12 protein-coding genes are annotated in these 22,545 nt (G+C 73.5%); 2 read left to right on the top strand and 10 right to left on the bottom strand.

What is annotated here, in order from left to right:
- The first annotated feature begins 41 nt into the window (after positions 1-41).
- The gene (locus ACGFQC_RS30100) at positions 42-728 is read left to right on the top strand and encodes a TetR/AcrR family transcriptional regulator (protein WP_363091524.1); all 687 of its coding nucleotides are present in this window, start codon (positions 42-44) and stop codon (positions 726-728) included.
- 67 nt (positions 729-795) lie between these two features.
- Here ACGFQC_RS30100 and ACGFQC_RS30095 read toward each other — a convergent pair whose 3' ends face one another.
- The 5 genes from ACGFQC_RS30095 to ACGFQC_RS30075 all read right to left on the bottom strand — a co-directional run bounded on the left by ACGFQC_RS30095 (position 796) and on the right by ACGFQC_RS30075 (position 11,384).
- Positions 796-2,394 (bottom strand): AMP-binding protein, encoded by a 1,599-nt coding sequence (locus ACGFQC_RS30095; RefSeq protein WP_363091523.1) that lies wholly within the window; start codon positions 2,392-2,394, stop codon positions 796-798.
- 74 nt (positions 2,395-2,468) lie between these two features.
- Positions 2,469-3,269, bottom strand: a complete 801-nt coding sequence (locus ACGFQC_RS30090; protein ID WP_363091521.1) for an alpha/beta fold hydrolase — start codon at positions 3,267-3,269, stop codon at positions 2,469-2,471.
- Complete coding sequence (locus tag ACGFQC_RS30085) at positions 3,266-7,780, bottom strand: amino acid adenylation domain-containing protein (RefSeq protein ID WP_363091520.1); 4,515 nt, start codon at positions 7,778-7,780, stop codon at positions 3,266-3,268. The genes ACGFQC_RS30090 and ACGFQC_RS30085 overlap by 4 nt, the downstream gene beginning before the upstream one ends.
- A gap of 56 nt (positions 7,781-7,836) precedes the next feature.
- The gene (locus ACGFQC_RS30080) at positions 7,837-9,546 is read right to left on the bottom strand and encodes an ABC transporter ATP-binding protein (protein ID WP_363091519.1); all 1,710 of its coding nucleotides are present in this window, start codon (positions 9,544-9,546) and stop codon (positions 7,837-7,839) included.
- Entirely contained in the window at positions 9,543-11,384 is a 1,842-nt protein-coding gene (locus ACGFQC_RS30075) for an ABC transporter ATP-binding protein (RefSeq protein ID WP_363091518.1), read from the bottom strand. Before ACGFQC_RS30075 ends, ACGFQC_RS30080 begins: the two co-directional genes overlap by 4 nt.
- Positions 11,385-11,775: 391 nt before the next feature.
- Here ACGFQC_RS30075 and ACGFQC_RS30070 point away from each other — a divergent pair, with 391 nt between their 5' ends.
- A complete protein-coding gene (locus tag ACGFQC_RS30070; RefSeq protein WP_363091517.1) occupies positions 11,776-13,278 on the top strand; it encodes a radical SAM protein in 1,503 nt (500 codons plus the stop codon).
- Between the two features lie 70 nt (positions 13,279-13,348).
- Here the strand turns inward: ACGFQC_RS30070 and ACGFQC_RS30065 are convergent, their stop codons facing one another.
- From ACGFQC_RS30065 to ACGFQC_RS30045, 5 genes are all read right to left on the bottom strand, one after another.
- Complete coding sequence (locus tag ACGFQC_RS30065) at positions 13,349-14,536, bottom strand: saccharopine dehydrogenase NADP-binding domain-containing protein (RefSeq protein ID WP_363091516.1); 1,188 nt, start codon at positions 14,534-14,536, stop codon at positions 13,349-13,351.
- Positions 14,533-20,034 carry an amino acid adenylation domain-containing protein gene (locus tag ACGFQC_RS30060; protein WP_363091515.1) on the bottom strand — a complete coding sequence of 1,834 codons (5,502 nt, stop codon included), beginning with the start codon at positions 20,032-20,034 and terminating at the stop codon, positions 14,533-14,535. The genes ACGFQC_RS30065 and ACGFQC_RS30060 overlap by 4 nt, the downstream gene beginning before the upstream one ends.
- 318 nt (positions 20,035-20,352) lie before the next feature.
- Complete coding sequence (locus ACGFQC_RS30055) at positions 20,353-21,438, bottom strand: GNAT family N-acetyltransferase (RefSeq protein WP_363091514.1); 1,086 nt, start codon at positions 21,436-21,438, stop codon at positions 20,353-20,355.
- A gap of 332 nt (positions 21,439-21,770) precedes the next feature.
- Entirely contained in the window at positions 21,771-21,950 is a 180-nt protein-coding gene (locus tag ACGFQC_RS30050; RefSeq protein WP_363091513.1) for a hypothetical protein, read from the bottom strand.
- Positions 21,951-22,171: 221 nt separating this feature from the next.
- The gene (locus ACGFQC_RS30045; protein ID WP_363091512.1) at positions 22,172-22,450 is read right to left on the bottom strand and encodes a hypothetical protein; all 279 of its coding nucleotides are present in this window, start codon (positions 22,448-22,450) and stop codon (positions 22,172-22,174) included.
- Between the last annotated feature and the right edge of the window lie 95 nt (positions 22,451-22,545).

The raw sequence follows: 22,545 nt of genomic DNA, 5'->3' as shown, positions 1-22,545 counted from the left end.
CCCCACTCCGCACCCGGCACGAGCAACAGAAAGACACAGGGATGACGTCTCAGCCCCGACGCACCGGCAGGACCGGTCGCCCGCCCCGCCTGTCCCAGGAGGCCGTGCTCACGGCGGCCCAGCACGTTCTGGACCGGGAAGGGCCGGAGAACCTGTCGATGCGCCGACTGGCGCAGGAGCTGTCGAGCACCGCGATGGCGCTCTACCACTACGTGCGCGACAAGGACGAACTGCTGCTCCTGCTGCTCGAACGTCACGCCCAGCGGTTCCCGCGCCCCGCCCTGCCCGCCGATCCGCGTGAACGGCTGATCTCGGCGAGTCAGGCGCTGCACGACATCCTCGCCGAGTGCCCGTGGATCGTGGAGGTCCTCGCCTCCGACGACCTGATGGCCGTGTCCGCGCTGTGGATCGTGGAGAACATCATCGACGCCGGGATCCAGTGCGGACTCACCCCGGAGGAGGCCGTCTACGCCTACCGCGTCATCTGGTACTACACGGCGGGCGAGCTCACCATCCGGGTGAACCGCGAGCGGCACCACGCGGGGCTCGAGCGGCCGCCGCACCGCGACAAGGCGTTCGCCGCCCTCACGCCGGAGGAGTTCCCCCGGCTCGCCTCGCTCGCCGACCGGTGGGACGAGATCACCACCCGGGACACCCACCGCGAGGGGCTGGTGGCCATCGTGGACGGACTGCTGTCCCGTACGCGTGCGCCACGCAAGGCGACATGAGCGTGGGCCCGGATCACCGCCGCGCCCGCGGCCGGCCGGTGATCCGGGCCCACGGCCCGCGGTGCGCTCAGGATTCCAGGTGCGCGCGCAGGGCCCGTTTGTCGACCTTGCCGACGCCGGTCATCGGCAACCGCTCCAGGACCACCAGCCGGTCGGGCACCTTGTAGGCGGCGACTCCCCGGGCCTTGAACGCGGCCTGCACCTCCCGCAGGGTCGGCGGGTGCGCGCTGTCCTTGGGGACGACACAGGCGCAGGTCCGCTCCCCCATCAGGGGGTCGGGCAGGGCGAGCACGGCGGCTCCGAGGAGCGGGAAGGCGGCGAGCAGATGCTCCTCGACCTCCAGTGTCGGCACCTTCTCGCCGCCCCGGTTGACGACGTCGTTGATCCTGCCGACGACCTCGATGTCGCCCTCCGCGGTCAGGCGGACCAGGTCGCCCGTGCGGTAGAAGCCGTCCTCGGTGAACCGGGTGAGGTTGCGTTCCTGCGCGCGGTAGTAGCCGCGCAGGGTGTACGGCCCGCGGGTGAGCAGCTCGCCCGTCTCCCCGGGGCCGGCCCTGGTCCCGTCCTCCCGGACCACCCGCACCTCGTCGGCCGGTGACAGCGGTCGCCCCTGCGTGTGGACGATCACGCGCTCGGGGTCGTCCAGCCGGGTGTAGTTGAGCAACCCCTCCGCCATCCCGTACACCTGCTGGAGGGTACAGCCGAGGGTTTCCGGCACCTGGCGGGCCGTCTCCGGATCGAGCCGGGCGCCGCCCACCTGGACCACCCGCAGGGCGGACAGGTCGTGCTCCGTCCACTCGGCCGCGTCGAGCCACAGCGGGACCAACGGGGGCACCAATGAGGTGATCGTCACCCCGGCCCGCGCGATGAGCGGGAAGCACACGTCAGCGGTGGGCGCCGGGGCGAGGACGGCCGTACCGCCGGCCCGGAGCGTGCCCAGGACGCCGGGGCAGCCGAGGGCGAAGTTGTGTGCCACGGGCAGGGCCGCGAGGTAGACGCTGTCCGGCCCGACTCCGCACAGCCGCGCGCTCTCGCGCAGCTGGTAGGCGTAGTCCGCGTGCGTGCGCGGAATCAGCTTCGGCGGTCCGGAGGTGCCGCCGGACAGGAGGAACAGGGCGACGTCCTCGGGATCCGGCGCGGGCAGGGCGACGGGATCGGCGTCGACCGAGGACAGAGCCGTGTACGGACCCGGTTCGCCGGCCACGAAAACGTGCCGGAGGCTCTCCGTGCGGTCGAGCACCTCGCGGGCGACGAGCCGGAAGTCGCAGTCGGGCACGCGTTCCGGGCAGACGTAGGCCACGGCCCCGGACGTGGCCACGAGGTGGGTGATCTCGGTCGAGCGGTGTGCGGGCAGGGCGTACACCGGCAGGATGCCGGTCCGGAAGAGTGCCAGGCTCAGCACCACGAGGGCCGCCTCGTTGGGAAGCTGCACGACGATCCGTTCGCCGGGGAGCAGGCCCGCGCGCAGCAGGCCGGAGGCCATGCGGTCGGCCGCCCGGTCGAGTTCCTCATGGGTCATGTCGCCGGCCGCCGTCACCAGCGCGGTCCCGGACCGCCGTTCCGGTGTGCTCCCGGTCCAGGTACCGAGGACGTCCGTGTTCCAGTACCCCTGCTCCCTGTACGCGCGGGCCGTCGGTTCCGGCCAGGGCACGCAGCCCTCCAGCATGGGGATCCTCTCTTTCTGTTCTTTCTGTCGATGGGCGGAAAGGGGGTGCGCGGCGGCCGCCGGCCGCCGGGGTGTCACGGTGTGCACGGCCAGGTGCCGCCGGTCGCGGGCAGCGCCTCCCGTACCGCCGCGAAGACGCGCGGGAGCACGGTCGCGCGCCCGGTCTCCAGGTAGAAGTGGCCGCCCGTGAAGACCGCCACCTCGCAGGGCCCGGCGGTGACCTCGCTCCAGGCGGCGGCCTCGTCCGCGGTGACCTCCGGGTCGTCGTCGGCGTACAGCACGGTCACCGGGAGGTCCAGCACCCCGCCGGGCAGCGGCCGGTAGGTCTCGATGACCTGGTAGTCGCTGCGGATGGCGGGCAGCAGGGCCTCCAGGAGCGCGCCGTCGGCCATGACCTCCCGGGTCGTGCCACCGAGCCTTCCCAGGTCCGCGAGGAGCCGGGCGTCGGCGGCGCGGTGGAGGTCGCCGCCCCGGGTCCGCCGCGGGGCCGGCTGGCCGGAGACGAGGAGCGCCGCCGGCGGGCGGCCGGTCACGGCGAGCCTGCGTGCGGCCTCGTAGGCCACGGACGCGCCCATGCTGTGCCCGAAGAACACCGAGGACGCCAACTCGTCACGGGTGAACTCCCCGGTCAGTCCGGGGACGAGGTCGTCGAGAAGGCTTTCCATGTCGGTGGCGGCCCGCTCGTGGAAGCGGTCGCCGCGGCCGGGGTACTGCACCGCGCGCACCTCGACGTCCCAGGGGGCGTCCAGGGACCAGTCGCGATAGCTGCCCGCGGCCCCGCCGGCGTGCGGGAAGCAGACCAGCCGGGAGCGCGCGTGCGTGCGCCGGGAGAAGACCCGCGGCACGGAGGACGCGCGGTGGTCCGCCCGGATCACAGCTCGCCCTCCTCGAACTCCCCGGACGGGCCGCCCGCCTCCGGGTGCCCGCCCCGCCCGGCCCTCAGCTCGCTCACCAGCGCGGCCATGCCGGCCACGGTCGGGGCCCGCAGGACATCGCGCATCGGCAGCTCCACGCCCAGCCGGCCGCGGACGGCGGCCACCAGGCGGGTCGCCGCCAGGCTGTCCCCGCCGAGCGCGAAGAACCCCGCGCCGCGGGCGGTGACGGGCGTGCCGAGAACGCGTGCCCACAGCTGCGCCACGGCTTCCTCGACCGGACCCCGCGGGGGGTCCTCGGCGCCCTCGGCGAGGACCGTGACCTGTCCGAGGACCCGCTCCAGCCGCCGCCGGTCCACCTTGCCGTTGGCGCTCAGCGGCAGTTCGGCGAGGCCCGCGAGGGAACCGGGGATCATGTGGGCGGGGAGCCGGTCGGCGAGCCAGGAACGTATCGCCGCCGGCCCGGCGACGTGGCCGGTCCCGCCCGCGTCCGGACACCGGGCGGTGATCAGCGCCACGCCGTCGGGTTCGCGCCGGGACACCTCACCACGGGTGAAGCCGGCCCGCTCCAGGGCTCGCAGCCATCGGGGCACGTCGGCGGCCGGGGACGGGACGGGCACCGTCGGGACCGCCAGGGGGGACGCCGTCTCCCTCGCGACGAGGAACAGCCGGCCACCTGGTCTGCCCAGCAGGGCCAGCACCCGCGCGGCGGCGTCCGGATCCGGCTCGCGGCCCAGGGTGTCGACCGTCACCAGGACGTCGAAGGCCGCGAGCCTCGCCTCGGGTACGGCGAAGGTGTCCTGCCGGGCGGTCCGCACCCGGTGCCCCGAACCGGCGAGCCGGGCACCGGCGGCGGCGAGCCGGGCCTCCCGCTCGTCGAGCAGCACGTAGTCGACCGTGCCGGGCTTGAGCCGCTCCAGCAGCGCGGCCGCGCTCCGGCCGCCCCCGCCCGCCCACTCGGCGACGTCGAGCGTCCGGGCGCCGTCGTCGTACACGGCCTGCACGTCCTGTGCCACGGCGTCCAGACAGGCGGTGACACCGGACAGGCGCAGCGCGAGCCCGTCGGGAGACAGGACGGGGTCGTCGGCCAGGGCGTCGGTGTCCGCCGTGCCGGCGAGCACCGCCGTCAGCAGGGGCATCGCCCCGGCCCAGCCGTCCACGACCTGCTGGAGAGGGCCGCCGGCGATCCGAGCGCGCAGGGCGCCGGCCCGTGCCCCGTCGCGGACGGTGGTCCAGCGGGGGCCGCGGGCCACGGTCCCGGCCGAGCGGGTCAGGACCTGTCGTTCCCCGAGGAGGTCCAGCCAGCCCGCGAGGAGCCGGTGGCCCCCCTCCGCCACGGGCAGCGCGCTCACCTCGACGGGCCGCTCGCCGGAGCCGAGCAGGGGGTCCAGCAGCGCGGCGAGAAGCGTCTCGGCCAGCTCCGCCTCCTCCTCGTGCGCCTGCCGCCCCCGGCCGTCGGTGCCGCCCGGAGCAGGGGGCCCGGCCGGGACGGAGGACCCGGCCGGAGCGGGGACGAAGGCGGGCAGGAGGGCGACCGCGATCTCCCGCGTACGGTCTCCGACGACGGCGGCGAGGGCGTGCGAGACCGCGGGATGGGTCTGGAGCACGGACTCGATCTCGCCCAGTTCGACCCGGAAGCCGTTGATCTTGACCTGGTGGTCGATGCGGCCCAGGAACTCGAGCGTGCCGTCCGGCCAGTAGCGTCCCTGGTCGCCGGTGCGGTACCAGCGCCCGTCCGACGCGTGGGGGAAGCGTTCCCTCGTCAGCCCGGGGTCACCCCGGTACCCCCGCGCCACGCCGGTCCCGCCGATCCACAGCTCTCCGGGCACCCAGTCCGGGCAGTCCCGTCCGTGCGGATCGACGACCCGGAACCGCTGGTTGGCCAGCGGCCTGCCGTACGGGACGGAGCGCCAGTGCGCGGGCACGGCGGTCACCTCGTGGGCGTTGGACCAGATGGCGGCCTCGGTGGCGCCGCCGAGGGCGACCAGTCGGCACCGGCCGGCCGTGGCGTCGGCGAGCCGCCCGGGAAGGTCGAGACCGATCCAGTCCCCCGAGAGCAGCGCGAGGCGCAGGGGGGCCGGGAGGGGCGCCCCGTCGGCCGCGGTGACGAGCATGTCCATCAGGGCGGGCACGGAGTTCCACACGGTGACGGCGTGGCGCTCGCAGAGCTCGAGCCACCGGTGGGCGTCGCGCCGGTCGCTCTCGTCGACCAGCACCAGGGCGCCGCCCACGGCGAGCGGGCCGAAGACGTCCCACACCGAGAGGTCGAAGTCCAGGGCGGAGACGGCCAGAACACGGTCCGCGGGTCCCAGTCCGTACCGCTCGTCGATGTCCTCGACGGTGTTGACCGCGGCACGGTGGCTGACCTCGACGCCCTTGGGCGTACCGGTGGAGCCGGAGGTGAAGATGACGTACGCGGTCCGGTCGGCGGGCACCGCCACCGGGGTGTCCAGCGGCGCCGCCCGGAGGGCCTCGGCGAGGGACAGGACGGGGATCCCGGACCCGGCGGGCGCCGTCGCCCCGGTGCCGTCCAGGACGAGCACGCAGTCGCTGAGCGCGTGGATGCGGTTCCGGCGTTCGGCGGGCTGGTCGACGCCGACGGGCACGTAGGTGCCGCCCGCCGCGAGGACGCCGAGCACCGCCGCGATCTGGTCGGGGCCCTTGGGGGCGGTGACGACGACGGGGCTGCCCGGTCCGATCCCCCGTGCGGCGAGCGCACCGGCCACGCGCAGAGCCCGGTCCGCCAGTTCGCCGTGGCCGAGGCGGCCGTCCTCCCCCCACAGCAGGGCGGGGTCCCCGGCCCGGTCGGCCGCCCGCTCGAAGAACGCCTGGTGCAGGAGGCGCCCGCTCTCGCGCCGGGTCACGGAGTTCACCTCGGAGCGGCGTCGGAGCTGGGACCCGGGCAGGGGTATGTACGGCGGGAGGCCCCAGTCGTCGGTCGCCAGCCGTCGCAGCAGGTCGGTGTACGCCGCGAACATCGTGGCGATCACCCCTTCGGGGAAGAGCGCCTCGACGGCGTCCCACGCCAGCAGCAGACCGCCCTCGCGGGTGCCGTACACCTGGTGGTCGAGCCAGACCTGGGGCGTCTGGGAGATCATCCAGGACAGCTCGCCGAAGCGGGCGGCGAAGTCGTCCGGCACCAGCGGGGCGTCGAGGTTGCAGGCGAAGACCACGGGCGCCGCACGCGGGGTTCCGGTGTCGGTGCGGACGAAGTCGCGCAGCACGTCGACCCCGGTGTACGCGGCGTGGCCGACGTCGTCGTGCAGGCGCGACTGGATCGCGCGGGCCCGGTCGGCGAAGCCCGCGTCACCGGACAGGTCGACCTCGAGGAGCAGCAGGCTGGTGAAGTCGGCCACGATGCGCTCGATGTCGGCGCGGAGGCCCTGATCGCGGTCGAACAGCGGGATGTTGAGCAGGAACCGCTGCCGGCCGCTCCATCGCGCGAGGATCTCGGAGAAGGCGGTGACCAGCAACACGGCCGGGGTCAGGCCGTGTTCGGCGGCGCGGCGCCGAAGATCCCGCCACTCCCCGGGGGTCAGGGTGTGACTTCGCCGGAGGAACCGTGGCACGCCGATCTCGCCGGGGTCCACCGCCAGCGGGAGGGCGGGCCCGCCGGGGAGTTCCGGCAGGCGCCGCTGCCAGTACTCCCGCGCCCGCTCGCGCCCGGCCGCCCGCAGGGCGGCGGTGTCGGCGAGGTACTGGGGGAAGGTGCAGCGCGGTTCGGCAACGCTCGCCGGGTCGGTGTAGAGCACCGCCAGGTCGGAGAGCAGGAGTCGGATGCTGTGCACGTCGGCGACCAACAGGTCGACGTTGACGTGGAGGCGCTGCCTGCCGCCGGGGCAGAGACTCAGCCGGACGTCGAACACCTGGCCGCCGGCGACGTCGAGCACCCGGTGGGAGAGACGTTCCCGCAGGCCCAGCAGGGCGTCCTCGGCGGCCCCGGCCGGGAGTTCCGCGAAGTCGTGGACCGTCAGGCCCGGCCAGGTGACGTGCTCGGCGATCCGCTGGGTCCCGTCGTCCGCGAACGAGGCGCGCAGCATGGGATGCCGGTCGACGAGGGCGAGGACGGCCCGCTCTAGGCGGTCCGGCACGACGTCCGCGGTGTCGATCTCCAGATAGGCGTGGCACCCGACGCCGCCGAGGGGCCGGTCGGTGCCGCGGCCGATCCAGTAGGCCTGCTGGACGGCGGTCAGCGGGAAGGGCTCGTGCCGGTCGGCGGGCGCGATCGGGCCGGCCGCGGGCTCCGGGTCCGCCCCGGGCTCCTGTCCACGCGCCGTCCCGCGGGAGGCGAGCAGTCCGTACCAGGCCCCGAGCCGCGGTTCCTGGGCCATCTCGGTGAAGTCGACACCCGCGCCCCACCGGTTCATCCGGTTGACCAGGGACATCAACTGGATCGACTGCAGGCCCAGTTCGAATAAGTTCGCGTCGTCGTCATCAGGGCCCAGTTCGACCCCGAGGAGCGCGGAGACCTCCTCGCGGAGATCCCCCGGCTTCCCTGCCGTACTGCGTGACATCCCTACTACCCCCGTGTGTCGGACGGTGTGGCGGACGAACGGTCGTCATCGTGCCTTCAGGCCGCCGTGTGCGCGGCGATTCGCCAGAACTCGGCGTACCGGCCGCCGCGCCGGACGAGCTCCTCGTGCGTGCCCTGCTCGGCGATCCGGCCGTCCTCCATGAAGACGATCAGATCGGCGCTCTCGACGGTGCTGAGCCGGTGGGCGACCATGATGGTCGTACGGCCCGCCATGAGCCGGTCGAGGCCCTCCTGGACGGCCGCCTCGCTCTCCGGGTCGAGGGCGGACGTGGCCTCGTCGAGCAGCAGCACGGGGGCGTCCTTCAGCAGGGCGCGGGCGATCGATACCCGTTGCCGCTCGCCTCCGGACAGGGCGGCGCCGCCCTCCCCGACCTGGGTGGCCCAACCGTCGGGAAGCCGGTCGACCACCTCGTCCAGGGACGCCGCCACGGCCGCCGCGCGCAGTTCCCCGGGCGTGGCCGCGGGCCGGCCGATCCGGACGTTGTCCTCGATGGTGCCCTCGAAGAGGTAGACGTCCTGGAAGACCACGGCAAGCCGGGACATCAGCTCCTCGCCGTCGATGTCGCGCACGTCCACCCCGCCGAGCCGCACCGTGCCCGAGTCGACGTCGTGGAAACGGGCGACGAGCTGGAGCAGGGTGCTCTTGCCGGCGCCCGAGGCCCCGACGACGGCGACGCGCCGGCCAGGACCGACGTCCAGGGAGAGCCCGTCGAGCACCTGACGGTCACCGCGCCGGAAGCAGACCGACTCCAGCCGGACGCCGTCGTGGGCCGGCACCGACGGCCGCTCGGCGGTCGGCAGCGAGGGCTCGGCCAGGACCGCGTCGATGCGTTCCAGTTCGCCTCGGGAGACCCGCATGACGCCGCCCAGGTCGGCGAGGGACAGCAGGGGTTCGACGCAGCGTGCCGCCAGCACCATGATCGCCAGCAGCTCGGGGGCGCCGAGGCCGCCGTCCAGCGTCAGGTACACGCCCAGCGCGAGGACGGCGGTCAGCACGGCCTGGACGGAGAAGGTGAGACCGAGCAGGCCGGGCACACCGCCGAGAGCCGCGCGCCGGCTGCTGCGCCACTGCTGGTGCAGGGCGTCGTCCAGGAGGCCGAACCGCTCACCGGTCCGGCCGCCGGCGCGCAGCACCGGCTGGGCGCGGACGAACTCGACGACGCGTCCGGCGGCCTCGTCGCTGCTCCGCGCCCGCTCTGCGTCCTGGCGCGCGGTCGCCTTCGACGTCCAGCGCTGCACCCCGGCGATCAGCGGGACGGCGACGAGCCCGGCGAGGGCGAGGCGCCAGTCGAAGAAGAAGAGCACCACGACCACGGACAGCGGGGTCAGGGTCGCGTTGATCAGGGGCCGCAGCCGGTGGGCCGGTACCGACATGACCTCCATGACGCTGCGGCTGGTGAGTCCGGAGACGTCCCCGACCCGGCCGGGGGTGAACCAGCCCAGCGGCAGTCCGGCGAGGTGGTCGCCCAGGCGGTGGTGCAGTCCCCGGGACAGCTCACCGCCGGTGCGGAACCCGGACCTGTCGCTGAGGTAGCCGAGCACGGAGGTGACGAGGACGGCCGCGGCGAAGGCGGCCAGCCACGGCCAGGCGTCCGGGGCGTCGTCGTCGAGCAGGGCCCGCAGCAGCGGGATGAGCAGCGCGTAGGACAGGCCCTCCACGACGGCGCAGACGGACATGAGTACGACGGTGCGGCGCAGGGGGCCCGAGTGCCGCTCGCCCAGGACCCGCAGCAGCAGCCTGATCATCGCTGGATCTCCCTCTTCCGGCCGGTACGCGTGCCCCGGGCACGCCACATGACGGCGAACTTTCCGTTCAGGGCCATCAGTTCGTCATGGGTGCCGCTCTCCACGATCCGCCCCTCCTCCATGACCACGATCCGGTCGGCCCGGGCGACGGTCTCCAGCCGGTGGGCGATCACCAGTTGGGTACGGCCCCGGACGAGGTGGTCGAGGGCGAGGCGGATCTCGGCCTCGGTCTTGGCGTCGGCGAAGGACATCGCCTCGTCGAGGACCAGCACGGGGGCGTCGACGAGCAGGGCGCGGGCGATGGAGAGGCGCTGCGCCTCGCCGCCGGAGAGTCCCACGTCCTCGCCGATCACGGAGTCGTATCCGCGGGGCATCGCCAGGACGCGCTCGTGGATGCCCGCGGCGCGTGCCGCCCGCTCGACGGTGGCGCGGTCCGCCTCGGGGACGGCGAGGGCGATGTTCTCGGCGATGCCGGCGCGCAGCAGCCGGACGTCCTGGAAGACGAACGACACATGGCGGTAGAGCTGTTCGCTCGGGATGTCGCGAACGTCGGCACCGCCGAGGAGCACGGAGCCGGTGGTCGGGTCCGTGAACCGCGGGACCAGCTGGGCCAGGGTGGACTTTCCGGCACCCGAGGGTCCGACGAGTGCGGTGGTGGTGCCCTCCTCGAGGACCAGATCGATCCCCCGGAGCACCGGGCGGCCCACGTCGTAGGCGAAGCCGACGCCGCGGAACTCCACGCGGGAGCCCTGCGGTCGGGCCGGCGTGACCGGCTCGGCCAGGGGGGCGACGTCCAGCATGGCCCGGATCCGCTCGGCGGAGCGTTCGGCGGCGTGCACGTTGTCCAGGCCGTGGCCGAGCGCGGCGATGGGGGCGGTCAGGGCGACGGCGAGCAGCGGGAACGGCAGCAGATCGGCGGAGGGCATGGCGTCGGCCGCGATCAGCGCCGTGCCGCCGCCGAGGACGAGAAGCAGGACGAACGGCGGGGAGAGCACCAGGGCCGCCATCGAGGCGAGCCCCGCGGCGCCCGCCACGTAGGTGAGGAAGAAGTCGGCGAAGTCGTCCGCGGCCTTGCGGTAGCGCCGGTGGGCCCGTCCGCCGGCGCCGAAGGTCTTGACGACCGAGATGCCCTCGACGAACTCCACGGAAGCGGCGCCGATGCGCCCCATGGCCTCACCCATCCTGCGGCCCTCGCGCTGCCGGTCCTCGCTCTGCAGCCGGCGCTGGAGCAGCAGGCCGAGGAGGACCGGGACGAGCGCGACGAGTGTCAGCCGCCAGTCCACCCAGGCGAGATACCCGAGCGAGGCGAGCGGGACGACGACGGCGGAGGTGGCCTCGACGGGTGCGTGGGCGATCAGGTGGTGCAGCTGGTCGACGTCGCCCTGCACCACGCCGTTGATCTCGCCCGAGCTGCGGCGGGAGTACCAGCCGAGGGGCACCCTGCCGAGGTGCTGGGCGAGCAGTCGCCGCAGCGACAGCTGGAGCCGGCCGTCGACGAGGTGCGCGATGCCGCCGGACGCGGCGGCGAGCACGACGCGGACGAGCAGACCGGCGACGCCGATCCAGACGGCGAGCCAGGCGGCACCGTGGTCCACGGGTCCCGGCACGAGCAGTACACGTCCGAGTTCGACCACCGCGATCAGCGGTGCGAGGCCGGCGAGGGAGCTGACGATCTGGAGGACGAAGACGGCGACGAGGCTGGCGCGGTAGGGGCGGAGCAGGCGCAGGAGCACCTGCCGGGAGGTCTCGGCCGAACCTCCCTGGTCGTTCTCCGGACCGTCGTCGTCGGCCGCCTTCCTGTCGTCGGCACGGCTGTGCAGACCCTCTGCCGTGGCCATGGGATTCCCCACCTTTCAGGCGCGACCGCCCGGCCCGGGAGCGGTCGGCGCTGCCACGACCGGACGGCAAGTTCCATGAGGACGGCAATAACTTTACACGTATAAGAACCCGTGCCGCAAGCGCTCCCGGGAGCGCCACCGGGCCTCGCCCGGGGCCCCGGAAGCCCGCTCCCGCGGAAAAATCGCGACGCGGAGTTTCCGTCCAGACGATGCCCAGAAGTGGCTGGAACGATCGCCCCAACCCCTGTCCGGGGCGGCCATGACCCTCACCACAGGAGAGCTGGGACGCGTGCGCTTCCTACTGTTGAGCGGGCTCGGGCCCGCAAACCTCAATTCGCCCTATCTGGAAGGATCGCTTTTCACGGCGGATCCCCCCGAAGCGGCCCGGGAGATGCTCCGCAGGGCCGGCAGCCCGGACCTCGACCTGGGGCGCCTCGCCTTCACCCAGAACGGGCGGGAGTACGCCCTGCTCAGGCCGCGCGCGGCCACCACGCCCCATCTGACGACGGTCACCCTGCTGTCGATCCTGGAGAACAGCGGCCACGATTTCGAGCGCCTGGATCTGGGGGAGGTCTGGGAGGGACGCGCGAAGGCACCGACGGGCGACGTCGACGTGGTTCTCCTGTCGACCACGTACATCTGGAACGGCCCGATCCTGGGCTCGGCCGTGCGGTGGGTGCGGGAGAACCTCCCCGGCACACCGATCGTGACCGGCGGGCAGTTCACGAACCTCAAGTTCATGGCGGCCCTGCGCGACTTCCCCGAGATCCTCGCGGTGGTCCGCGGCGACGGCGAGATCGCCCTGCCCAAGACCCTGGACGCACTGTCGGGACGGGGCGAGCTGCGTGCCGTACCGAATCTCGTGTGGCGCGACGGGGACACCATCCGCATCAATCCGATCGAGTACGTCGACATCGACGAGTTCCCCTCACCGCGGGTCCTCGGCGATCAGTCGATCGTCCCCTACGAGTCCATGCGGGGCTGTCCTTTCGACTGCAAATTCTGTTCCTTTCCCGCGGCTTCACCGAAATGGCGATTCAAGACCGCCGAGAAGATACGCGACGACTGGCTTTCCTATGCCGACCGGAACGGCGCCGACGTCATCTCGGCGATGGATTCGACCTTCACCATTCCGCCGACCCGGCTGCGCCGTCTCCTGGAGATCCTCCCGGGTTCGGGCGTGCCGAGGTGGGAGGGGTTCAGCCGCGCCAACACGCTCAATTCGGCGGAGGTGGTGGCCGGCCTCAGGGCCTCGCACTGCTTCCAGCTGCACATCGGGTTCGAGTCGATGAACGACGGCACGCTGAAGCGGATGAGCAAGCGGGTCTCGGTCAAGCAGAACCGCCGGGCCGTCGAGGTGCTCAGCCGGAGCGGGCTGTCGTACTACGGCCTCTTCATCGTCGGTTACCCGGGCGAGGACCCGGGGATGTTCCAGGACACGCAGGACTACCTCCTCCGGGAGTACTCCGGGCACTACGCGCTCTCCAAGTTCTCCATCACCGACGAGACCATGCCGCTCTGGCAGGACCGGGAGGAACTGCGGATCGTGGCGGACGACCCCACCGATCCCGCCTCGCCCTGGTCGCACATCGGCATGGACAGCGCGCAGGCCGCCCGGCTGCAGAAGGAGACCCTCGACAAGGTACGGCTCACCAACGACAAGACCGTGCTCAGTCTCTGGCAGCACGACTACCAGCACTGGCTGATGCCCCGTCACGACCATGCCGCCAACATCGCCGTGGAGAAGTGCCTGGAGCGGCTGGCCATGGCCCCCCTCGACTACAGCGACCTGGACGAGGGGGCCGCGGTCGTCCGGGACAACCTCCACCGGCTGGAGGACTTCGGGGTCGGAATCGCCTCACCGGGGCGGCACCTGTCCTGCGACCCGGTCTGACACCGGCACCCGGGTCACGGCGCGCGGCGGGCCGGGAGCCCGCCGCGCGTCGTGGCCCTCCCGGGGCGTGTCACAGCACGCCTTCCTCCATGACCGGGTCCGCGCCGACCGCTCCCCCGGCGAGTACGTCACCGCCGGAGGAGACCGAGGAGCCCGACAGGTCGGAGGAGCCCGACAGGTCGGAGAAGGTGACGACCGTGCCGGGCAGATGCCGCCGCAGGGCGTCCAGGACGTCCCGGACCGGCAGCACCCGCGCGGCCCGGTGCGCGCCGCCCGGGACGCGCCCCCGGGCCACCTCCCGGGCCGCGACCGCGCCCACCACGCCGGTCATCGCCGAACCGTCCTCGCCCCGGATCACCACTCGGCGCACCGGGGTGCCGGCACGGCCGGGCACTTCCAGGACGCCGGACAGCACGTGGTACGGAGAGCGGCCCAGGGCGTCGAGCGTGCTGGCCCGGACCACGCCGGCCGCCCGTGCCTCCAGCGGGTCCGCCCGGTCGTCGCCGGCGCGGTAGCGGTTCAGCGCGTCGAGCAGGTGGTGGCCGTCGAAGCCGTTGTACCAGCGGGCCTCGGCAAGCCCCAGGGCGCGGGCCTGGTCCACCAGTTCCCGGGTGAGGTAGGGGTACACGGTGACCGGGTGCGGCACGCCCGCCACCGCGCGCTCCTCCGCGCCGCGCAGCGCGCCGGACACCACGTGTCCGTCGCGCCACTGGGCGCGCGGCGTGCCGTAACCGCGTTCCATGCTCAGCAGGTAGTCCACGGCGCCGGTCCGGGTGAACGCGCCGCGCGAGACGTGGTACCCGGTGAACCGGGCGGCTCCCGGCGCGGGCCGCCCGTCCGTCAGAATCCGGGGCAGCAGCCCGGACAGACCCGGCGACAGACCGGCCGACAGGACCGCCGTACGCTCGTCCGCCGGGGCGGGGCCGGGGCCACAGCCGTCCATCACATCCACGTAGTGGGCCCCCGCGACGGCGGCCGCCCGGCGCGGACGGTCGGTCAGTTCGTAGGCGGGGCCCGCGCAGTGCAGCACCACGTCACAGCCCCGGGCGAACCGTTCGAGACTCGCGTCGGACCGGGCGTCGGCCTCCTCCGCCTCGGCGGGCCCGCCGAGGGCGGCCGCGCAGCGCGCCGCCGCCTCGGCGTTCCGGCCGCCGATCCTCAGCCGGAACTCTCCCTCCGCCGCGAGCACCCGGGCGGCGGCAGCGCCGACCGCCCCGTATCCGCCGAGAATGCCGATCAGGGGCGCTCCCCCGTTCACCGGCCGTCCTCCTGCGCGAGCAACACGCGCGCCACGGCTGCGGCGTTGGGCGGCTGGACGCAGGTGAAGTGGTCACCGGGTACGTCCACGACGCGCAGCCCCTCGCCGCACACCCGCTGCCAGTGGTCCGTCATGTCGCGGTGCATGCCGGGGAAGATCTCCGCCTCGCCCGTCTGACGGACGAACGTCGCGGGCAGCTCACAGGGCGTCGCCTCGTGCGAGGCGACGGAGACGAGGCTGTGCCTGACGATGCGGTACAGCCTCGACAGCCTTTCCACGGAACGGAGTTCGGCGTCCTCCACCGGCATCGACGCGCCCACGGCGCGCAGCCGCTCCTCCTGGGACCGCCCGGCGAGTGCCCGGAAGGCCCGCAGCGCCTCCCGCCCGGGCCCGCTCAGGGCCGACTCCGGCCGGTCGACGAGGCCGCCCTGCGGGACCGTGTTCGCGAAGTGCCCGGTGGCCGCCCGCACGAGGTCGCGCGTCCCCGACTCGTCGCGGGGGTAACCGAGCGCGGCCGGGTCCGCCCGCATCAGCCGGGCGAAGATGTACTCGGCCAGCAGGTCGTCCTCCACGAGGTACGGCACCCGGTAGCTGCTGATGACGGTGAGGCCGGTCACCTCGGCGCCGGCCGCGGTCAGCCGGCGGGCGAGTTCGGGCACCAGCAGACCGCCCATGCAGTAGCCGACGAGGTGGATCCGGCCCAGCCCTTCGGCGAGCAGGGCTGCGGCGTGCCGGTCCGCCAGCTCCGCCACCTGGGTGCGCGGATCCGCCTTCAGGAACGCCTCGATGTCGTCGACGACGAGACCGGCGAGGGGGAGCCGGTCCCCCAGTTCGCGGATCACGGCCCGGTAGGGGATGAGGGTGCCCGTCCCGTCGTGCACCAGGACCCGGGTGGCGGTGTCCGCCCTGCCGGCGGCGCCGTCGCCGATCCGGACCAGCGGGGAGGTGGCGGCCGCCCCGGCGAGGCCCGGGGCACCGCCGCGGGTGGCACCGAGGTGCTCGGCCAGCGCCGCCACGGTCGGCCGGTTCATCACCAGGCGCAGCAGGTCGTCCCACTCCAGGTCGGCGGCCTCGGGAAGCCGTTCGCGCATCCTGGTGACGAGCCGGGCCACGAGGAGCGAGTCGCCGCCGAGGTCGAAGAAGCCGTCCTCACGGCCGACGAAGGTGACCGGCAGCACGTCCGTCCAGAGCCCGGCCAGGGTCTGCTCCATGCCGGCGCGCGGCGCGTCGCCGCCCTCGTCGGTCCGTCCCCGGGCCGCGGAGGCGGTCCACGCCTCGAGGCGGGCGCGGTCGACCTTGCCGTTGCCGGTGAGGGGAACGCGGTCCACGACCTGGATCTCGGCCGGAATCATGTACGCGGGAAGCCGGTCGGCCAGATGGGCGGCGAGTACCTCGGGCCGGAGCCGGGTCCGGTCGGCCTTGAAGCGGGACGCGAAGACGTGTTGGCCTATGCGGGACAGCGGGCTGTCCTCCTCGGGCAGGCAGAAGGCGACCTCGGCACCGGCCTCGCGGAGCATCCGCAGCCACTGCTCGCGTCCGAAGAAGGTCTGCCCGGTCTCCCGGCGCTCGTCCTCGAAGCCGTGGAGGCCCGCGTTGAACTCCATGGAGGTCATGACGTGGTACGCGTCGCGGGTGGCCTCGATGAACACCAGCCAGCCGCCGGGCGCGAGGAGTTCCCGCAGCCGGGCGAGGACGTGCTCGGCGTGCACGGAGTTGTGCAGGACGTTGGCCAGCAGGATCACGTCGAACGAGTTCGGCGCGAAGCCCTGGGCCCGGTGGTCACCGTTGAGGTCGAACAGCCCGTAGCGGACCCAGGAACGGTCCTGGAACTTCTCCTGGGCCGCGGTGAGGAAGAAGTGGGACAGGTCGGTGAACAGGTAGTCGACGTGCAGACCGTCGAGTTCGGGCACCAGGACCGTGCTCGTGCCACCCACCCCGGCGCCGATCTCCAGGAGGCGGAGCGGTTCGGGGCCGTCGTGCCGCCGGGCGATCTCCCGCATCGCGGACACCACGACCGCGTTGTTGTGCCGGCTGATCAGGTTGTCGCGGTACGCCGCCTCGGCGGTCTCCAGACGGCCCTCCGGGAAGAGAAGGCTCTTGAGGTCGATCTCGTTGCGCACGAGCGGGGCGAGGTTCTGCTCGGAGACCCGGTGGTAGCGCAGGAGTTCGGCGCCCCAGCGGGTCCGGGACTCGAGCGCGTCGATCCGGGCCAGGACGGCCTCGTGCTCTCCGGGCGCGTCCTGGCGCAGTTCGCGGTAGCGGCCGGTCTCCGTGTCCTGGCGCACCCGGCCCTCCGTCTCCAGGGCGGTCAGCCAGCGCCGTACGAGGTAGTGGTTCTCGGGGGCCGCGCCGACGGCCTCGATGACCTCCTCCGCGGTGTGCGCGGCGGTGGGGTCGGGGAAGAGCCCGCAGGACCGGAAGAGGGCCGCCATCGACTGGAGGGCGGAGAGGTCGAGCAGTGCGACCATCTCGGCCACGTCGTCCGCCTCGACACCGTGGACGGCTTCCGTGACGCTCGTGGCGGCCCGGTCCCGGATCCCGGTGGGGAAGGCGGGGGCGGCGGTCCGCTCGGGTTCGGCGAAGGCGACGAGCCGGCGGGCGGTGCCCTCGCCCTGGACGATGGCCGCGGCGGTCTGGACGGCGGGACAGGTCTGGAGCACCGCCTCGACCTCGGCCGGCTCGACACGGTGGCCGTTCAGCTTCACCTGGCGGTCGACGCGGCCGAGGAACTCGATCGCGCCGTCGTCCAGGCGCCGGCCCATGTCGCCGGTGCGGTAGAGCCGTTCGCCGGTGACGGGATGCGTCACGAACCGTTCGGCGGTGCGCTCCGCGTCCCCGAGGTAGCCGAGGGCCAGGCCGGCTCCGGCGATGTACAGCTCTCCGGTGACATGGGCGGGGCACTCGCGCAGGAACGTGTCGAGGACGTGGAAGCGCTGGTTGGCCAGGGGTTTCCCGTACGGGATGCTGCGCGCGCCGGGGTCGACCGTGGTGACCGGATGGCAGATCGACCAGATGGCCGCCTCGGTGGCGCCGCCGAGGCTCACCACGTTCAGCCCGGGAACACGGCGCCTGACGGCGTCGGGGAGGGTGACGGGTATCCAGTCGCCCGACAGCATCGCCAGGCGCAGCCGGGAGACGTCCGCGCCGGGGTCGGTACGGAGGTACTCCTCCAGCATCTGCATCTGTGCGGGCACGGAGTTCCACACGGTGACGGCGTGGTCCTCGATCAGCCGCGCCCAGTGTCCGGGATCGCCGCGGCGCGCGGGGTCCGGCAGGACGAGCGCGCCACCGGTCGAGAGGGGGCCGAAGATGTCGTAGACCGACAGGTCGAAGCCGAGCTGGGCCAGGCCGAGCACGCGGTCGTCGGCGGTCACCGAGAAGCGGGTGTTGATGTCGTCGACGGTGTTGAGAGCGGCGGCGTGACTGATCATCACGCCCTTGGGGGTGCCGGTGGAACCGGAGGTGTAGATGACGTACGCGAGGTCGTCGGGCGCCACCCGCCGCCCGTCGTCCGCCCGGTCCCCCGGGCCGACGGGGTCAAGGGTGTCGACGGCGACCGCGCGCGTCCCCGCGGGGAGGTCGAGGGAGGGCAGCAGCGCGGACCGGGTGAGCACGAGGTGCGCGTCGGCGTCGGCCAGTACGGCGTTCCGGCGCAGTGCCGGCTGTGTGGTGTCCACGGGCAGGTAGGCGCGGTCGGCGAGCAGTACGCCGAGGACGGCGACGACCTGTTCCCAGCCCTTGTCCATCACGATGCCCACGCGTTGTCCCGGCCGGCCGCCGGCGTCGAGGACGGCGTCGGCCACGGCCCGTGCCCGGCCCAGGAGTTCGGCATAACTGAGGGTCCGTGAGGAGGTCACCACCGCGGTCTCCCCGGGGGTCCGTTCCGCCTGGTCGACGACGGCGGTGTGCAGGAGCTGGTGGCGGCGCTCGGCGGCGGTGTCGTTGGCGTCGGCCACGCGCTGCTTCTGCCGGGCGGGCAGGGCCAGCGGGTCGGTGTCCTCCCAGACGGCGGAGGTGTCGAGGAGCCGCGTCACGAGATCGGAGAAGGCGGCGAACATGTCGTCGACCATGCCCTCGGGGAAGACGCCCTCGCGGACGTCCCAGTGGACGAGGAGGCCGCCGCCGTCGTTCATGACCTGGCAGTCGATCCAAACCTGGGGGGTCTGGGTGATGCCGTGGACCAGGCGGCCCCCGGGCATCAGCGAGGTCCCGGACCCGGACCCCTCGGTCCCCGCGGAGCCGCTGAGCGTACTGGTGAAGGTGACCGGCAGCAGGGCTTCGGCACGCCCGCGGCGGCGGGCCAGCTCCCGCAGCACCTCGACGCCCGAGCAGAGCCCGTGGTCCATGTCCTCCCAGAGGCGGGCCTGCACGGCCCGCATGCGGTCGACCAGCGTCGTGCCGTCGGTGAGGTCCACGCGGAGCAGGCTCGTGGAGCTGAAGTCGCCGACGACGCGGTCGACGTCGGGGCGCAGCGGGAGCCGGTTCTGCACGGTGAGGCTGAGGGTGAAACGGGGATGGCGGCTCCAGCGGCCGACCGTCTCGGCGAAGGCCTGCAGGAGGACGCCGGAGGCGGTCACGCCGGCCTCGGTGGAGCGTCGGTCCAGGGTCTCCCACTGCGCGGGCGTCAGCCGCAGCCCGTGCCGGGTGAAGCGCGGCGGGGCGCTGAGGGAGTCGGTGCGCAGCGGCAGTTCGGGGGCGGCGGGCAGCTCGTCGATCCGGGACCACCAGTAGTCGCGGTCGCGCCGGTAGCGGGTTCCCTCGGGCACCGCGCCCGCGGCGAGCACGTAGTCGCGGAAGGTGGTGCCCGGCGGTTCGGGGCGCCGGGCACCCGTACACAGGTCTCCCAGCTCGGCGAGCAGCAGCCGGATGCTGCTGTAGTCGCAGATGAGCAGATCGACGGCCACGTGCAGGACCAGCGCCTCGTCGGTCTCGGTGGTCCGCAGTTCGAACAGGGGCCACTGCTCGGTCGGCCGCACCTGGTGCGACATCTCGCCGCGGGTCGCCTCCAGCGCACGCTCCCGGGCCTCGTCGGCGGCGCCGCGCAGGTCCTCGCGACGGACCTGGTAGCGCGGGACCTCCGGCAGCACCCGCTGGTAGCCCTCGGCGGAGACCACCGCGCGCAGCATGGGGTGACGCAGGACCAGCTCGTTCCAGGCGTCCTCGATCCGCTCGACCCCCCAGTGCGGGAGGGCGATCTCCAGATAGCCGTGGCAGGCCACGCCACCGTAGTCGAACGCCCCGCTCCGCCCGAGCAGGTAGGCGCCCTGGACGTCCGTGAGGGGGAAGGGTTCGTGCGCCGCCGCGGGATCGGTGGCGACGGCGGGCCCGTATTCCTCGGCGTTCAACAGGGCGAGGACGGCGTCGCGGTGGGTACGGAGCGCATCCAGACGCTCCGCTGTCATCACCCCTTGCGGCGCGCGGTAGCGAAGCTTCCCCCCCTCCTCGTGCATCACCACTCCGGCCGCTTTCAGTTCGGCCACGAACTCCCCGACATCCATGATCCGTTGCCCTTCCTCGCCCTGGTGTGCGCACCCTGCCGAAACAGCCACGTGAGGATGCCAGCCTCGTGCATCCTCACTGGCGAAGTTCTGGATGTCCGTCCGGCCAGGAGTGAAGGCCGAGAAGGTGCGTCCGCATCGGGCCGGGCCGCACCCGGGGGCGCGGCCCGGCCGGCTCCGGTGGTCGGGCTCCCGCTTGTCGGGCTCCGCCCCGGCCGGCTCCGGTGGTCGGGCTCCGCCCCGGCGGGCTCCGGTGGTCGGGCTCCGGTGGTCGGGCTCCGACCACCCGCCGTCCGGCGTCGTGGTCGTGTCGGGGGGTCAGCGTCCGCGTGCCGCGCCGACGGCGCCCAGCGTGCGCAGCGCCGCCCGTTTCAGGGCGGGGTGGTCGCGCACCAGGCGGTGTGCGGCGCGTACGGGTTCGCGGCGGATCCAGTGCAGGGCGGCTCCCGGGCCGGTCGTGCGCAGCGCCCCTTCGTGGACCAGGAGGTCGCCCGTCTTGAAGGAGTCCTTGTACGCCGCCTCTCCCCGGCCGAAGTCGAAGAGGTGGATGCCGGAGGAGGCTGCTGCCTCGATCATGCGGAGGTAGAGGACCCGGCCTGGCGAGTAGGTGGCGAGGGTGCGGTCGTAGGAGGGGAACCAGCAGGAGAAGACGGTGCGCGAGCGCAGGCCGAAATGGGCGGCGACGGGCCGGTCGGCGGCGTAGAGCACCGAGAGGACGCCGGAGCAGTGCGGTGAGGCGGTGCCGGCGAGGAGGCCGACGAGCCGGGTGATCCACGGCTGGGCGAACGGGTCGCGGCGGCCGGTGCGCCGGTAGTGGGCGGACTTCCAGTCGATGAGGGTGCGCAGGGCCGCGGGGTCGCGTTCGTCGTGGACGAAGCGCAGCGGGCCCAGGTCGCGGACCATGCGGCGCTCCTGGGCCCTGGCCGTCTTGAGGAACTTGCGCGCGTGCTCGCGCAGGTGCCGTTCGTAGTGCTCGAAGCCGGGGGCGAGGTCGACGACGGGCGAGGCGAACTGCCCGGTGGCGTAGGGCAGGAACAGGTCCTGGCCGCTTTCGAGGTGGTTGAACTCCCAGGCGTTGAGCGAGCAGGCGCGCATCAGGTGCTGCGCCTCCAGGTGGACGTCCGGCTCGAGTACGGCGCCCTGGCAGTCGGAGACGCCCAGCCCGACCGCGCGGCCGTAGCCCCAGGGGCCGCGCTGGTGGGGGAAGTAGCCGACGGGCCGTCCCGCGCGGCGCAGGACGGCCACCCGGGTGTCGGACCGGACCCGGCCGACGGCCTGGGTGAACTCGGCGCTCATGAAGGGGTTCGCGACGGTGGCGGTGGTGAGGCGCAGGTCGTTCCACGACGCGAGGTCCGCGGGGGCCAGGTCCCCGGGGTGGACGAGGACGATGCGCGGTGTGGTCATGCGGACTCCTGGTGTCGCGGGGAGCGGGCGGCACGGCCGACGAACACCCTTGCCGGCCCGTTCCTTTCGGCCCGTCCATGATCCGTGAGAAGGGCGACCGCCGTTTCCCGAACGGGAGGATTGCCCGATGTGAACGTTCAGCCGAAGACTCGCGGATACGGGTGAACCGCCTCGGGGCGGCGCACGGGGGCGGCGCACGAAGGCGGCGTATGGGGGCGGCGCACGAAAGCGGCTGCCCGCCGCGCCCGCCGGACGGCGGGAGCGCGGTGGACAGCCGCCGGCAGGGTCCCACGCGGATCGGTCCGGTGCCGCGGCACCGGGGAGCCGTCGGCTCAGAAGGCGCCCATGCGGACGAGCCATTCGTCGTCGTTGTAGTCGTTCCTCACCGGGTCGACGACGCTCGCCGGCTTCTCCTCGACCATCTCGGCCGGGGTGACCCGCTGCGGCAGCGCGCCGAACCGGGCGCGGCGGGCCGCCTCCGCGGCGTCCTGGGTGTTCTCTTCGTGCGCCATCTGATCCTCCGAGGTCCGGCCGTGCACTGCGGATCGGTCACCCACTCGCGTACCGAGGGTACCCGGCACGAACCCATTCATCACCTGCCGGAACAGTGACGCACGCCATGGGCGCACCGTGCGCCTCAGCGCACTCCCCCGGCGTCCAGGAGCGTGGTCACCACCGGCAGGATCAGCCCGGCGAGGTCGCCGGCCCGGGCGCCGCCCCCCGAAGAGGAGCGTCAACCGGCGGGCCGGCAGGGCGGGACCGGTGGCGCCGCCCCTTCGGCCTCGGTCCGGCAGAACGACGCCGGCTCCCCCTCGACCCGCCGGGCGGCCTCGCTCGCGGGATGGTCCACGTCCTTCAGCTCGATCCGGACGGCCGGGCAGGGACACCCGTGGCAGCCGGGCGGAGCCGCCTGCTCCGCCACCCGCCCGAAGGCGTGCAGGATGCGCTCGCGCGCCGTCCGCCCGTCCCCGGCGGCGGGGAACAGCAGGTCTTCTGCATCAGGGCGCCCCACCTCCCACGGACCTCCGCCGACACCATTGACGAGTGCATGTCCAACCCCTATCTTCTGGCCGAAGTTACGAACTGTGTTCGAAATAACGAACAAGG

It is taken from the genome of Streptomyces sp. NPDC048734 (genome assembly GCF_043198675.1).
In the GTDB taxonomy this organism is placed as follows: Bacteria; Actinomycetota; Actinomycetes; order Streptomycetales; family Streptomycetaceae; genus Streptomyces.
The sequence above is the reverse complement of the archived record's forward strand: the minus strand, read 5'-3'. Positions and strand labels throughout refer to the sequence as shown.